General features: G+C 55.2%; 11 protein-coding genes. 6 read left to right on the top strand and 5 right to left on the bottom strand.

The features are described from left to right. Positions 1–137: 137 nt before the first annotated feature. Both ACOTZF_RS23060 and ACOTZF_RS23055 read left to right on the top strand, forming a co-directional pair. Positions 138–1424, top strand: a complete 1287-nt coding sequence (locus tag ACOTZF_RS23060) for a dicarboxylate/amino acid:cation symporter (RefSeq protein ID WP_057071781.1) — start codon at positions 138–140, stop codon at positions 1422–1424. A gap of 226 nt (positions 1425–1650) precedes the next feature. Further along, positions 1651–3144 carry a M16 family metallopeptidase gene (locus tag ACOTZF_RS23055; RefSeq protein ID WP_013099212.1) on the top strand — a complete coding sequence of 498 codons (1494 nt, stop codon included), beginning with the start codon at positions 1651–1653 and terminating at the stop codon, positions 3142–3144. Between the two features lie 63 nt (positions 3145–3207). Here the strand turns inward: ACOTZF_RS23055 and ACOTZF_RS23050 are convergent, their stop codons facing one another. Further along, entirely contained in the window at positions 3208–4137 is a 930-nt protein-coding gene (locus ACOTZF_RS23050) for a sugar kinase (RefSeq protein ID WP_129252972.1), read from the bottom strand. 229 nt (positions 4138–4366) lie between these two features. Here ACOTZF_RS23050 and pdeH point away from each other — a divergent pair, with 229 nt between their 5' ends. Both pdeH and ACOTZF_RS23040 read left to right on the top strand, forming a co-directional pair. Next, entirely contained in the window at positions 4367–5140 is a 774-nt protein-coding gene (gene pdeH / locus ACOTZF_RS23045) for a cyclic-guanylate-specific phosphodiesterase (RefSeq protein ID WP_129317863.1), read from the top strand. Between the two features lie 66 nt (positions 5141–5206). Further along, complete coding sequence (locus ACOTZF_RS23040) at positions 5207–7249, top strand: AsmA family protein (RefSeq protein WP_061772959.1); 2043 nt, start codon at positions 5207–5209, stop codon at positions 7247–7249. A gap of 93 nt (positions 7250–7342) precedes the next feature. On the opposite strand, the gene ACOTZF_RS23035 is transcribed toward ACOTZF_RS23040, so the two are convergent. From ACOTZF_RS23035 to ACOTZF_RS23025, 3 genes are all read right to left on the bottom strand, one after another. Beyond that, on the bottom strand, positions 7343–8665 hold the full coding sequence (locus ACOTZF_RS23035) for an MFS transporter (RefSeq protein WP_013099207.1): 1323 nt from the start codon (positions 8663–8665) through the stop codon (positions 7343–7345). A gap of 263 nt (positions 8666–8928) precedes the next feature. Next, entirely contained in the window at positions 8929–9963 is a 1035-nt protein-coding gene (gene yhjD, locus ACOTZF_RS23030; protein WP_129252974.1) for an inner membrane protein YhjD, read from the bottom strand. Between the two features lie 50 nt (positions 9964–10013). Continuing rightward, positions 10014–10913, bottom strand: a complete 900-nt coding sequence (locus ACOTZF_RS23025; protein ID WP_129252976.1) for a LysR family transcriptional regulator — start codon at positions 10911–10913, stop codon at positions 10014–10016. 119 nt (positions 10914–11032) lie between these two features. Between ACOTZF_RS23025 and ACOTZF_RS23020 the strand changes: the two genes are divergently transcribed. Both ACOTZF_RS23020 and ACOTZF_RS23015 read left to right on the top strand, forming a co-directional pair. Further along, entirely contained in the window at positions 11033–11791 is a 759-nt protein-coding gene (locus ACOTZF_RS23020; RefSeq protein ID WP_020686105.1) for an SDR family NAD(P)-dependent oxidoreductase, read from the top strand. Between the two features lie 173 nt (positions 11792–11964). Next, positions 11965–12567: a helix-turn-helix transcriptional regulator gene (locus tag ACOTZF_RS23015; RefSeq protein WP_045294865.1), complete on the top strand. Its 603-nt coding sequence runs from the start codon at positions 11965–11967 to the stop codon at positions 12565–12567. On the opposite strand, the gene ACOTZF_RS23010 is transcribed toward ACOTZF_RS23015, so the two are convergent. Then, a complete protein-coding gene (locus ACOTZF_RS23010; protein ID WP_013099202.1) occupies positions 12546–12872 on the bottom strand; it encodes a lysozyme in 327 nt (108 codons plus the stop codon). The genes ACOTZF_RS23015 and ACOTZF_RS23010 overlap by 22 nt on opposite strands. Between the last annotated feature and the right edge of the window lie 10 nt (positions 12873–12882).

Below are 12882 nucleotides of genomic sequence, written 5' to 3'. Positions count from 1 at the left end.
CCAGCTCAAAGTTCTTAACATTTGTGTTTCAAATTTGAACTGAGTTTATTTCTGTCCTGTTATGCGGGTGTTATTTTAGAGCCGCAGGTTAACCATAACCTTACAAAGCCTGTGGTTTTTCTTCCCAAGGACATTCTATGAAAACCTCACTCTTCAAAAGTCTTTACTTCCAGGTCCTGACAGCCATCGCAATCGGTATTTTACTGGGTCACTACTACCCGGAACTGGGTGCGCAAATGAAACCGCTTGGCGACGCGTTCGTTAAGCTCATTAAAATGGTCATCGCCCCGGTGATCTTCTGTACGGTGGTGACCGGTATCGCTGGCATGGAAAGCATGAAGGCGGTAGGGCGTACCGGTGCAGTGGCGCTGCTTTATTTCGAAGTGGTCAGCACCCTGGCACTGATTATCGGTCTGATCATTGTTAACGTGGTGCAGCCTGGCGCTGGCATGAACGTCGACCCGTCGACGCTGGATGCCAAAGCGGTGGCGGTTTACGCTGAGCAGGCGAAAGATCAGGGCGTGGTCGCCTTCCTGCTGGACGTCATTCCCGGCAGTGTGATCGGGGCGTTTGCCAGCGGAAACATTCTGCAGGTGCTGCTGTTCGCCGTCATGTTTGGTTTTGCCCTGCATCGTCTGGGCAGCAAAGGCCAGCTGATCTTTAACGTCATTGAAAGCTTCTCGCAGGTCATCTTTGGCATCATCAATATGATCATGCGCCTGGCGCCGATTGGTGCCTTCGGAGCAATGGCGTTCACCATCGGTAAATACGGCGTCGGCACGCTGGTACAGCTCGGCCAGCTGATTATCTGCTTCTATATCACCTGTATTCTGTTTGTGGTGGTGGTGCTGGGGTCGATTGCCCGCGCGGCCGGTTTCAGCATCTTCAAATTTATCCGCTATATCCGCGAAGAGCTGCTGATTGTGCTGGGGACCTCCTCCTCTGAGTCGGCGCTGCCGCGCATGCTCGATAAGATGGAGAAGCTGGGTTGTCGTAAATCGGTGGTGGGGCTGGTGATCCCGACAGGGTACTCCTTTAACCTCGACGGTACCTCGATATACCTAACCATGGCGGCAGTGTTTATTGCACAGGCAACCAACAGCCATATGGATATCTTCCATCAGATCACCCTGCTGGTGGTGCTGCTGCTCTCGTCGAAAGGGGCTGCGGGCGTAACGGGCAGTGGCTTTATCGTGCTGGCGGCGACCATTTCCGCTGTGGGACATCTGCCGGTGGCCGGTCTGGCGTTGATTCTCGGTATTGACCGCTTTATGTCTGAAGCGCGTGCGTTAACCAACCTGGTGGGTAACGGCGTGGCTACGGTTGTGGTGGCAAAATGGGTTAAAGAGCTGGATCACAAAAAGCTCGACGATACGCTGAATAATCGCTCTTCTGATAGCAAAAAACCGGGTTTATCCTCCTGATTTTCCGCTAAATTCCCGCATTCCCTTGTCGGAATGCGGGCTCCTGCGCATAATGACTGTTCGTACCTGTCATAATTCGACAAGATTTTTTTTGGGTATATTGCACTTCTCACCGTGACGTTTTGCCGAACGCGCGGTCTAATCGACGTGTTTTCATCGTCATCTTTTAGAGTGAAGCGCGTCGCGAGACACTCTTTTTAACCAGGAATGTTGATCAGGGGTTCACATGCAGGGCACAAAAATTCGACTCTTAACCGGCGGTTTGCTGATGATGGCAGCAGCCAGTTATGTGCAGGCAGATGCGCTCCAGCCAGACCCGGCATGGCAACAAGGGACCCTGGCGAATGGTTTTCAGTGGCAGGTGTTAGCCACGCCGCAGCGTCCCAGCGATCGTATTGAGATCCGTCTGTCTGTGAATACCGGCTCCCTCACTGAAAGCACCCAGCAGACCGGCTTTAGCCATTTTATTCCCCGACTGGCGCTCACCCAGAGCGGCAGTTTACAGGCTGTTCAGGTGCGTTCGCTCTGGCAGCAAGGCATTGACCCGAAGCGTCCATTGCCGCCAGCCGTCGTCTCGTATGACTACACCATGTTTAACCTGAGCCTGCCGAATAACCGTAACGATCTGCTCAAAGAAGCTCTTACGTATCTCTCCGATGCCACTGGCAATCTGGCGATCACGCCGGAAACCGTTAACTATGCGCTGAGCAACAGCGATATGGTGGCGACCTGGCCTGCGGATACCAAAGAGGGCTGGTGGCGTTATCGCCTGAAAGGCTCAGCGCTGCTTGGGCACGATCCGGCAGAGCCGCTGAAACAGCCGGTCGATGCCGAACAGGTAAAATCGTTCTATCAGAAATGGTACACCCCGGACGCGATGACGCTGATCGTGGTCGGGAATGTGGATAGCCGCGCGGTGGTTGAGCAAATCAACAAAGCCTTCGGCGAGCTGAAAGGCAAGCGTGAAACGCCTGCTCCTGTCCCGACGCTCTCCCCGCTGCGGACAGAGCCAGTCAGCATCTCCACTGATGCCGTGCGTCAGGACCGGCTCTCCATGATGTGGGATACCGCGTGGCAGCCTATCCGCGAATCCGCCGCGCTGTTACGCTACTGGCGTGCGGATCTGACGCGTGAGGCGTTGTTCTGGCACGTTCAGCAGAGCCTCAGTAAGAACAGCGTGAAGAACATTGCGCTGGGCTTCGACTGCCGGGTACTGTTCCAGCGCGCCCAGTGCGCCATTAATATCGAATCGCCTGGCGATAAGCTGAATGCCAATCTGGGCGTGGTGGCGAAAGAGCTGGCAAAAGTGCGCAAAGAGGGCCTGTCTGAAGAAGAGTTCAACGCGCTGGTCGCGCAGAAAAAGCTTGAACTGCAGAAGCTGTTTGCGACCTATGCCCGCGCCGATACGGATATCCTGATCAGCCAGCGTATTCGCTCCTTGCAGAATCAGGTGGTGGACATCGCGCCGGAACAGTACCAGAAGCTCCGTCAGGACTTCCTGAATGGGCTGACCGTCGATATGTTAAATCAGGATTTACGTCAGCAGCTGTCGCAGGATATGGGATTAGTCCTTCTGCAGCCGAAAGGCGAGCCGGAATACAACATGAAGGAGCTGCAGGCGACATGGGATTCAATCATGACCGCCGCGCCGCAACCTACACAGGCGGCAACGTCTGATGATCTGCATCAGGACGCGACGGATATTCCGCAGGGGCAGTAATCCTAAAAAATTCCCTCTCCCGGTGGGAGAGGGTCAGGGTGCGGGCATCAGCCCGCACCTTATTTAAGTAGGCATCGCCTCACGCGGAATAATCGCCCCGCGATACTGAATCACCGTGCTGGCCGTCAGGTGCCCGCGCTGTGCAGCCGCTTCAGGCGTGCCGCCCGTCAGGCGCACCGCCAGATAGCCCGCGCTGAAGGAATCTCCCGCTGCCGTAGTATCCACCACTTTGTCCTTCGCCAGTTTCACCGCCGGGACGTCAATCACCGCCTCACCTGCTACGGCCACCAGGCACGATGCCGCGCCGCGCTTAATCACCACTTCGCTCACGCCAGCGGCCTGGGTGCGCGCAATAACCTTATCAACAGGCTTCTCGCCCCACAGGGCATCTTCGTCGTCGAGCGTCAGGAACGCGATGTCGGTGCACTGCAGCATCTGCTGGTAAACCTGCTGCGTCTCTTCACGGCTGGCCCACAGGCGCGGACGGTAGTTGTTATCAAAAATGACCTTCCCGCCATTGGCGCGGCATTCGCGCAGCAGCGACAGCAGCTTTTCACGACTGGTCGGGCTTAAGATGGCGAGGCTAATCCCGCTCAGATAGAGATAATCAAACGTCGCCAGCGTTTCGCAAATGGCGGCTGCGTCGTCGCTTTCCAGCCAGTATTTGGCCGCAGCTTCGTTTCGCCAGTAGTAGAAGGTGCGCTCGCCGGTATCATCGGTTTCAATGTAATACAAACCCGGCAGGCGGTTTTCCATGCGCTGAATCAGCGAGGTATCAATGTGTTCGCTCTGCCAGGCGTCCAGCATTTGCTGGCTGAAACTGTCCGTACCCAGTGCGGTGACGTAGTTCACGGTGAGGGCCTCCGGCGGCACCTGACGGGCAATATACACGGAGGTGTTTAAGGTATCGCCACCAAAACCGCGGCTAACCTCCGCGCCTTTTTGTGACAGCTCAATCATGCATTCGCCAATAACGGCAATTTTTTTGGACATAATCATGAACCTGAACAGAGTATTTAAAAGCAGTGTGCGCTGTGTGAATTATCAGGTCAACTATATTAAAACATCGTTCCATTATTTTTTTTGAACCAGCGCGTGTTCCTGTTCATTTCTGTCATCTTAATTTCATTTTCCCGGTGAATTGAACATAAAGTTCTCAATTATCGCGCCGATAACCCAGTGACGAGTCCAGAAAGGCCATCCCAACAACAGGACATCTGAAATGAAGTCAGAGCAGGTTATCCAGCGGCTGAGCACTACGCCTGAGGCAAGTATTGAGAACTTGCAGGAGCATCGCTACTGGCTGCAATGTGAGCGTGTGTATACCTACCAGCCAATCTATCGTACCGACGGTCGACTGATGGCGATTGAAATATTGACGGTCGTTACACACCCTGCTAACCCTTCACAGCGTATCGCGCCGGACCGCTATTTTGCCGAAGTCGCCGTGCGCCAGCGCCTGGACGTGCTGGAAGAGCAGTTGCGCATGCTGGAAACGAAAAAGGCCTTTTTCGAACAGCACGATATTCTGGCCTCGGTCAACGTGGATGGCCCAACCCTGCTGGCGCTGCGCCAGAACGCGAAGTTGCAGGAGCTTATCGCCACCCTGCCGTGGATGCGCTTTGAACTGGTGGAGCATGTCCGCCTGCCGCAGGAATCCTCTTTTGCCTCGATGTGTGAATTTGGCCCCCTGTGGCTGGATGACTTTGGCACCGGCATGGCGAACTTCTCCGCCCTCAGCGAAGTGCGTTACGACTACATCAAAGTGGCCCGCGATCTGTTCATTATGCTGCGCCAGACCCCGGAAGGGCGGAATCTGTTTACGCTGTTATTGCAGCTGATGAACCGCTATTGCAAAGGCGTCATTGTGGAAGGTGTGGAAACGCTGGAAGAGTGGCGTGATGTGCAAAACTCACCCGCCGCCGCCGCGCAAGGCTATTACCTCTCACGTCCGGTGCCCATGGATACCCTCGACGGTGTGATAACCAACCTCTGAACCGCCCGTTTCCCTTTGTCTGGACTATAGTTTTACAGGACAGGTCATCAGGAAAAGGGGATCAAAATGACTAAAACAACCAGGGTAATCTCCTGGACAGCAGGGATTTTCTTGTTGTTGATCGTGGTCGCTATCATCATTATTGCGACATTCGACTGGAACCGTCTTAAGCCGACCATCAACCAGAAAGTCTCAACTGAACTGAACCGCCCCTTCGCGATACGCGGTGATTTGGGCGTGGTCTGGGAGCGTCAGAAAGAAGAGACCGGCTGGCGAAGCTGGATCCCCTGGCCGCACGTTCACGCCGACGACATCGTTCTGGGCAATCCGCCGGATATTCCTGCCGTCACCATGGTGCATCTTCCGCGGGTTGAAGCCACGCTGGCGCCGTTAGCGCTTCTGACAAAAACCGTCTACCTGCCGTGGATCAAGCTTCAGCAGCCCGATGCACGCCTGATCCGTCTCTCGGAAAAAAACAATAACTGGACCTTTAACCTCGCCAGCAGCGGCGAGAAAGATCCCAATGCCCAGCCCTCTTCGTGGTCATTCCGTCTCGATAACATTCTGTTCGATCGCGGGCGGATCACCATCGACGATAAAGTCAGCAAGGCCGATGTGGAGATCCTGGTCGATCCGCTGGGTAAGCCGCTGCCGTTCAGTGAAGTGACCGGCACCAAAGCGAAAGGGGATAACGCCAGCGCGGGCGATTACGTTTTCGGCCTGCGGGCCACCGGGCGCTACAACGGACAGCCACTGACCGGCACCGGTAAAATTGGCGGCATGCTGGCGCTGCGAAGCGCTGGTACCCCGTTCCCGGTGCAGGCGGACTTCCGCTCCGGCAACACGCGAGTCGCCTTTACCGGCACGGTCAACGATCCAATGAACATGGGCGGGGTCGATCTGCGGCTGAAGTTCGCCGGAGATTCGCTGGGGGAGCTCTACGAACTCACCGGCGTGCTGCTGCCGGATACGCCGCCGTTTGAGACGGACGGGCATCTGGTGGCCAAACTCGATACGGAAAAATCGTCTGTCTTTGACTATCGGGATTTCAACGGCCGTATCGGCGACAGCGATATCCACGGTACGCTGACCTACACCACCGGCAAACCGCGTCCGAAACTGGAAGGGGATGTGGAGTCCCGCCAGCTGAGGCTTGCCGATTTGGGCCCTCTGATCGGCGTTGATTCCGGCAAAGGCACGAAGTCGAAAGAGGTCAAAAAAGACCTTCAGCCCGCGGGGAAAGTGCTGCCCTACGATCGCTTTGAAACCGACAAGTGGGATGTAATGGATGCGGATGTGCGCTTCAAAGGGCGAAAAATCGAGCACGGCAGCACGCTGCCGATCAGCAACCTCTCAACCCATATTCTGCTTAAAAATGCCGACCTGCGTCTGCAGCCGCTGAAGTTTGGCATGGCGGGCGGAACCATCTCCTCGAACATTCATCTGGAAGGCGATAAAAAGCCGATGCAGGGTCGGGCTGATATACAGGCGCGCAGGCTTAAGCTGAAAGAGCTGATGCCCAACGTGGAGCTGATGCAGAAAACCCTCGGTGAAATGAACGGTGACGCGGACATTCGCGGGGTGGGGAACTCCGTGGCAGCGCTGCTCGGGAGCAGTAACGGCAACCTCAAGCTACTGATGAACGACGGGCTGGTGAGCCGCAACCTGATGGAGATCCTGGGGCTGAACGTCGGGAACTACATCATCGGGCAGATCTTTGGTGATGATGAGGTGCGGGTGAACTGCGCGGCGGCGAATCTGGATCTGGTTAACGGCGTGGCGCGGCCGCAGATTTTTGCCTTCGACACGGAAAACGCGGTAATCAACGTGACCGGAACCGCCAGCATGGCCTCTGAGCAGCTTGATTTAACCATCGACCCGGAAAGCAAAGGGATCCGTATCATCACCCTGCGCTCACCGCTCTACGTGCGCGGCACTTTCAAAAATCCGCAGGCGGGAGTAAAACCCGGGCCGCTGATTGCGCGCGGCGCGGTAGCGGCAGCGCTCGCAACGCTGGTCACGCCAGCCGCGGCGCTGCTGGCGTTGATTTCGCCATCAGAAGGGGAAGCCAATCAGTGCCGGACGATTTTGTCGCAGATGAAGAGGTAAGGTGCGGTCTGTATTTGCCGGGTGGCGGCTACGCCTTACCCGGCCTACGATTCAAATGTAGGCCGGGTAAGCGCAGCGCCACCCGGCATTAGCTTAAAGCGCCTGATGCTTAGTCTCGTGCGTCAGCAGCAGCGCAATCAGCGTCAGTGCCGCCATGGCCGCCAGATACACGCCCACGTAGAACAGGCCATAATTTGCCTGCAGCCAGGTGGCGATATACGGCGCAACGGACGCTCCCAGAATCGACGAGACGTTATAGGAGAACGACGCGCCGGTATAACGCACTTCCGTCGGGAACAGCTCCGGCAGCAGCGCGCCCATCGGGCCGAAGGTTAATCCCATCAGGCTCAGACCAATCAGCAGATACGCCATCACCAGCGCCGGGCTGCCCGAGCCTAACAGCGGCGGGAAGACAAACAGAGCGAACAGAATGATAAGCGTCGTGATGGTGATCATGCTGGAGCGACGGCCAAATTTATCCGCCAGCAGGCCGGCAATCGGCACCATGACGCCAAACCCAATCACCGCCATCATCAGCATCCACAGCACTTCGTTACGCGGCAGACCCAGCCCAACCGGCGCGGCAGCGGTGCTGAACGTCATGGAGTAGACGGTCATGATATAGAACAGCGTATAGGTAGCCAGCATGATAAAGGTGCCCAGCACGGTCACGCGGACATGTTTGGTCAGCAGCGTGCCCAGCGGCACTTTTACCTGTTTTTTTGCCGCCGCCACTTTCGCGAACACCGGCGTTTCGTGCAGAGAAACGCGAACATACAGACCAATCAGCACCAGCACGGCCGAGAAGACGAACGGAATACGCCAGCCCCAGCTCATGAACTGCTCGTCGGTCAGCAGCCAGGAGAGCAGCAGGAAGGTGCCGTTCGCAAAGAAGAAGCCAATCGGTGCGCCAAGCTGCGGGAAGGAGCCATACAGCGCCCGTTTACGCGCCGGGGCGTTCTCGGTCGCCAGCAGTGCCGCACCGCCCCATTCACCGCCCAGACCCAGACCCTGACCAAAACGCGCCAGCGCCAGCAGCACCGGTGCCAGAATGCCGATGGTCTCGTAGGTGGGCAGCAGGCCGATGGCGACGGTAGAAATACCCATCGTCAGCAACGAGGCCACAAGCGTCACTTTACGCCCGATGCGATCGCCAAAATGACCAAACAGCGCAGAGCCAATCGGACGCGCGACGAAGGCGATAGCAAAGGTTGCCAGAGACTGTAGCGTGGCCGCCGTCGGGTCGCCCTGCGGGAAGAAAATATGCGGAAAGACGATGACCGCTGCGGTGGCGTAAATGTAAAAGTCGAAGAACTCGATGGCGGTGCCAATCAGCGAGGCGACGACAACTTTATTGCGTGAGTTGACCGGAACGTTTTCGCTCCCGGAATCGAGTGTTGTGGCGGTTGCTTGCATAATATTTTCTTATTTTATGTCGGACGAAAGGCCATATTACGCACAGCAAAAGCGACATTTCAATCTGTAACAAAGCCGCGAACCGGTGATAAAAGCAACAAAAAGCGGATAATGTTCAGACCAGCCAAAACACTTCCATGAAATGCTTCACAGATTTTAAATATCAGTGGATATAACTGGTTTTCAGTTAAATAAAAGTTACGGACTGGATATATATGCTGAAATGATGAATCGGGCTGAAACTTTCAGCCCGAAAGGGGGAATTAGCGGTGGGTTTTCCCCGGCATGCGCGTGTCGCCTTTATATTCGGCGGTGGCAATCCACGCCGCGCAGAACAGCGTCAGGCGGGCAAAGAAGTAGAAGAACGCCATCAGCCCCAGAACGGAGCCAAACGCGGCGCCAGAAGGGGATTTCACCAGTGACGGCAGGGTATAAGTCATCACGATCTTAATCACCTCAAAGCCTATTGCCGCGAGCAGTGTTCCGCGGATCAGCGCTTTTTTGCGCGGACGATGACGCGGCAAGCGCCAGAAGATCCAGAAGAACAGCAGGTAGTTGGCGAAAATGGAAATCGCCAGCCCGATGCCGCGCCACGCAGGCTTGAGCCAGTCGATGTAATCCAGATAGAGCGCGGAGATAATCATCTGCTGCGCGGAACCGGCGACCGAGGTGATGGAGAGCGTGACGACCAGCGCCACCAGCAGACCAATCAGCGAAACAAAATCGCGGAAATACTTAACCCAAATTTTCTCCTGATCCTGAGGCTTACGCTCCCATACCTCGCGCGACTGGGCGCGAATGGCCTCACGCAGGTTACCCATCCAGTTCACACCGGAATAGAGCGCAATCAGCAAACCGACAATACCCACCGTGGTGCGCTGCTGCACGGCAGTATTGATGGTGCTTTTTAGCGTGGTGGCGAGGGTCGGGTCACTGACGTTATTCAGGATCTTATTGAAAATATCCTGCAGCAGCGTCGGATGAGACGCGAGCACAAAACCGGCTGCCGCGAACGAGACCATCAGGATCGGGATCATCGACAAAAAGGAAAAATAGGTAATCGCTGCACCAAACTGATTTCCCATCCGGTCGTTGAAACGTTCCGCGGCGCGTATCAGGTGCGCAATCATGGGGATCTGCTGAACTCTCTCTGCCAGCGTAGTGACCGTCCCCAGCGCTTTGCTGGCTTTGCTGGCTTTGCCGGGTGTGCTGGGCTCTTCGGGCCCGGTCTCCATCTTCTTGATGGGATCGTAATCTAATTGTTGAGTCGGTCGTTGCGGGTTATTTTCCGGCGTCACGCGTTTTTTCCTTTTCGTTGAGCTGGACGTCATTGAATTATAGCTTGCGACTAATCCACGTAAGCTTTTGTGATTTCCGTAAGCCACTCCATAAACAGGTGTACCCGGCGGGAGAGGTTACGGCGGTGGGGGTAAATCAGGGAAACCGGCATGGGTTCAGCCCGGTATTGCGGCAGAACTTCAATCAGCTTTTTCGTGCGCAGAGAATCACGAACGCCCACGCGGGGAACCTGGATAATACCCAGCCCGGCGATGCAGGCGGCATGGTACGTCTCGGTACTGTTGACCGTTAAGACGCCGCCCGTTTTAACCCACTGGGTCGTACTGCCGTTATAAAACTCAAAGCCCTGCGGGCGCGTGCCCAGCATCGCGGCGTAGTGGATTACCGCGTGTGAGGCCAAATCGTCCAGCGTTTCCGGATAACCAAACCGCGTCAGATAATCCGTGCTGGCGCAGTTGATAACCGTAAGCTTGCCCAGTGGGCGGGCGATAAGCCCGGAATCTTTCAGGGTGCCGACGCGCACCACGCAGTCAAATCCCTCGCGGATCACATCCACCAGACGATCGCTGCTGCTGAGCTCCAGTTCAATACCCGGATACTGCTGCAAAAACGCAGGCAGTTTGGGAATGACTAAATTTCGTGCAACCCCCACCGGCATATCGACGCGTAGCCGCCCGCTGATACTGGAGGGATCGTGCTGGAACATACCGTCCAGTTCATCAAGGTTCGCCAGCAGATCTTTTGCCCGTTCGTAATAGACCATGCCGTCCTGCGTGAGGCTGACGCGGCGCGTGGTGCGGTGCAGCAGCTGAGTGCCCAGGCGGTTTTCCAGCGCCTGAATCTGCCGCGACACGCTGCCTCTTGGCAGGGTCAACGTCTCCGCTGCGCGGGAAAAACTCTCCAGCTCCGCGACCCGAACAAACAACTGCATTGCGTTAATTTTATCCATCGGTAGCGCTCATTGTTGTTGTAAATGAAACAGTGAAGCGTTCTGTCACATCTTTATTGATCTTCTATCAGCTAATAAGCTCTTTCTCAATCTCCCTGACAACCGAAATGAGGTTTCTTATGACTGAACGTATCGCTTTAGTGACCGGTGGTAGCCGTGGTTTGGGTAAAAACGCGGCCCTGAAGCTGGCAGCAGAGGGAACAGGTATTGTCCTGACTTATCATCACAATCAGCAGGATGCGCTGGATGTTGTGCAAGAAATTCAGGGAAAAGGGGTAAACGCGGCGGCATTACAGCTTAACGTCGGAGATATCACCCATTTCGAACATTTTGCTCAACAGTTGCAGGAAACTCTCCGAACCGTCTGGCAGCGTGATACCTTTGATTATTTATTGAACAATGCCGGAACGGGTTTATACGCCCCCTATACCGAGACGACAGAAGCGCAGTTCGATGAGGTAATGAATGTACATTTAAAAGGGCCGTTTTTCCTGACCCAGCGCCTGCTGCCGTTGCTGAAAGATGGCGGACGGATCCTCAACGTCTCCAGCGGGCTGGCGCGTTTTACACAGCCAGGCTCCGCGACCTATGCGGCCATGAAAGGGGCGATGGAAGTACTGACCCGCTATCAGGCCAAAGAGCTGGGCGCACGCGGGATCTCCGTCAATATCATCGCGCCGGGGGCAATTGAAACCGATTTTGGCGGCGGACGCGTACGCGATGACGCGCAGCTTAATCAGTTGCTTGCGTCGCAAACCGCGCTGGGGCGTGTTGGCCTGCCGGATGATATTGGTGATGCCATCGCCGCGCTGCTCAGCGACAAACTGGGCTGGATGAATGCGCAACGTATTGAAGTGTCTGGTGGGATGTTCCTGTAATACGCCTCCTTAAGGGGACGGAACCTCTTAAGGAAATCCTTAAAAGAGATGTGTCCAGATACGGGCAGATATAAAGAACGGCGATGAATTTGTAACCTCTCCGTTCATTGAGTTTTTTCTCAAATAACGCCTCTATACAATCCCCCCTCGCTATTCTCAGAGGGAGAAAAACGATGCGAGTAATCATGTTTGACAGGCAGTCGATATTTATTCATGGAGCGATAAACAGTTTGCAGACGTTAATTCCTGAAATAAATATGACAGGAACCCGTCAGGCAGATGAATTATGGGCGCAGTTGTCTGCGTCGCCATCCGCTATCGTCATGATTGACGGCGCATTAATGCAGAATGAGGGCATCAGCTTTCTGAAAGACATTATCACGCGTTTCCCTGCGATACGTGTCGTGATGGTGCTGACGAAAAAAGAGACCCGATGGGCTGAACAGATGTTTCAGCGCAACGTGAAGGCGATTATTCCCCGCAATGCCAGTCCCGAGCGGTTTGCCGCAGTGCTGGATTCGGTCTCCCGGGGGATGGTCTGTTTTCCCGGCGAATGGCTTGCGCAGCAGGCGTCACACCAGGCGTTGTTATCCTTAAGCGAGCGCCAGCGTGAAGTACTCAAGTTACTGGCCGCCGGGGAGTCGAATAAAGAGATTGGTCGCACGCTCAATATCAGTGCGGCAACGGTAAAGGCCCATCTGGAGTCACTTTTCCGGCGGCTGGATGTGAAAAATCGCACGCAGGCGGCAATGTGCTATACCCGGCTCACCGCCTGAGCGATGGCGTTTATCGGACACGGTGTGTCACTAAAACTGAACATTAACAACACCAGCGCATCGTGCTGGTGTTGCGTTAATGGCTGGGCGATATTTTCCTGAATTAACGTCTCATAAATCTGAATATCGTTATCTAACAAGCGCTCTGCTTCAGCAACGGTAATAAGACCATGGAACTTCTCCCATTGCTGAATAACGTGACCATACCCAATAACCTCAGTACCGTGCTCATCACGGTATTTTTCCAGAGACAGCCCTTGCTGTTTTTTAATTAATTCAACGGCAGCAGAAGATAGCTTCAACATGGTATTTTCC

Source organism: Enterobacter cloacae complex sp. SHL021, assembly GCF_049237765.1.
In the GTDB taxonomy this organism is placed as follows: Bacteria; Pseudomonadota; Gammaproteobacteria; order Enterobacterales; family Enterobacteriaceae; genus Enterobacter; species Enterobacter cloacae.
Note: the sequence above shows the minus strand (reverse complement) of the source record. Positions and strands in the feature narration are given on the sequence as shown.

Coding starts and splice junctions, on each gene's coding strand:
- ACOTZF_RS23055 (WP_013099212.1), top strand. CDS start 1,651: ATGCAGGGCACAAAAATTCGACTCTTAACCGGCGGTTTGCTGATGATG.
- ACOTZF_RS23035 (WP_013099207.1), bottom strand. CDS start 8,665: ATGCAAGCAACCGCCACAACACTCGATTCCGGGAGCGAAAACGTTCCG.
- ACOTZF_RS23015 (WP_045294865.1), top strand. CDS start 11,965: ATGCGAGTAATCATGTTTGACAGGCAGTCGATATTTATTCATGGAGCG.
- ACOTZF_RS23020 (WP_020686105.1), top strand. CDS start 11,033: ATGACTGAACGTATCGCTTTAGTGACCGGTGGTAGCCGTGGTTTGGGT.
- pdeH (WP_129317863.1), top strand. CDS start 4,367: ATGAAGTCAGAGCAGGTTATCCAGCGGCTGAGCACTACGCCTGAGGCA.
- ACOTZF_RS23010 (WP_013099202.1), bottom strand. CDS start 12,872: ATGTTGAAGCTATCTTCTGCTGCCGTTGAATTAATTAAAAAACAGCAA.
- ACOTZF_RS23025 (WP_129252976.1), bottom strand. CDS start 10,913: ATGGATAAAATTAACGCAATGCAGTTGTTTGTTCGGGTCGCGGAGCTG.
- ACOTZF_RS23040 (WP_061772959.1), top strand. CDS start 5,207: ATGACTAAAACAACCAGGGTAATCTCCTGGACAGCAGGGATTTTCTTG.
- ACOTZF_RS23060 (WP_057071781.1), top strand. CDS start 138: ATGAAAACCTCACTCTTCAAAAGTCTTTACTTCCAGGTCCTGACAGCC.
- ACOTZF_RS23050 (WP_129252972.1), bottom strand. CDS start 4,137: ATGTCCAAAAAAATTGCCGTTATTGGCGAATGCATGATTGAGCTGTCA.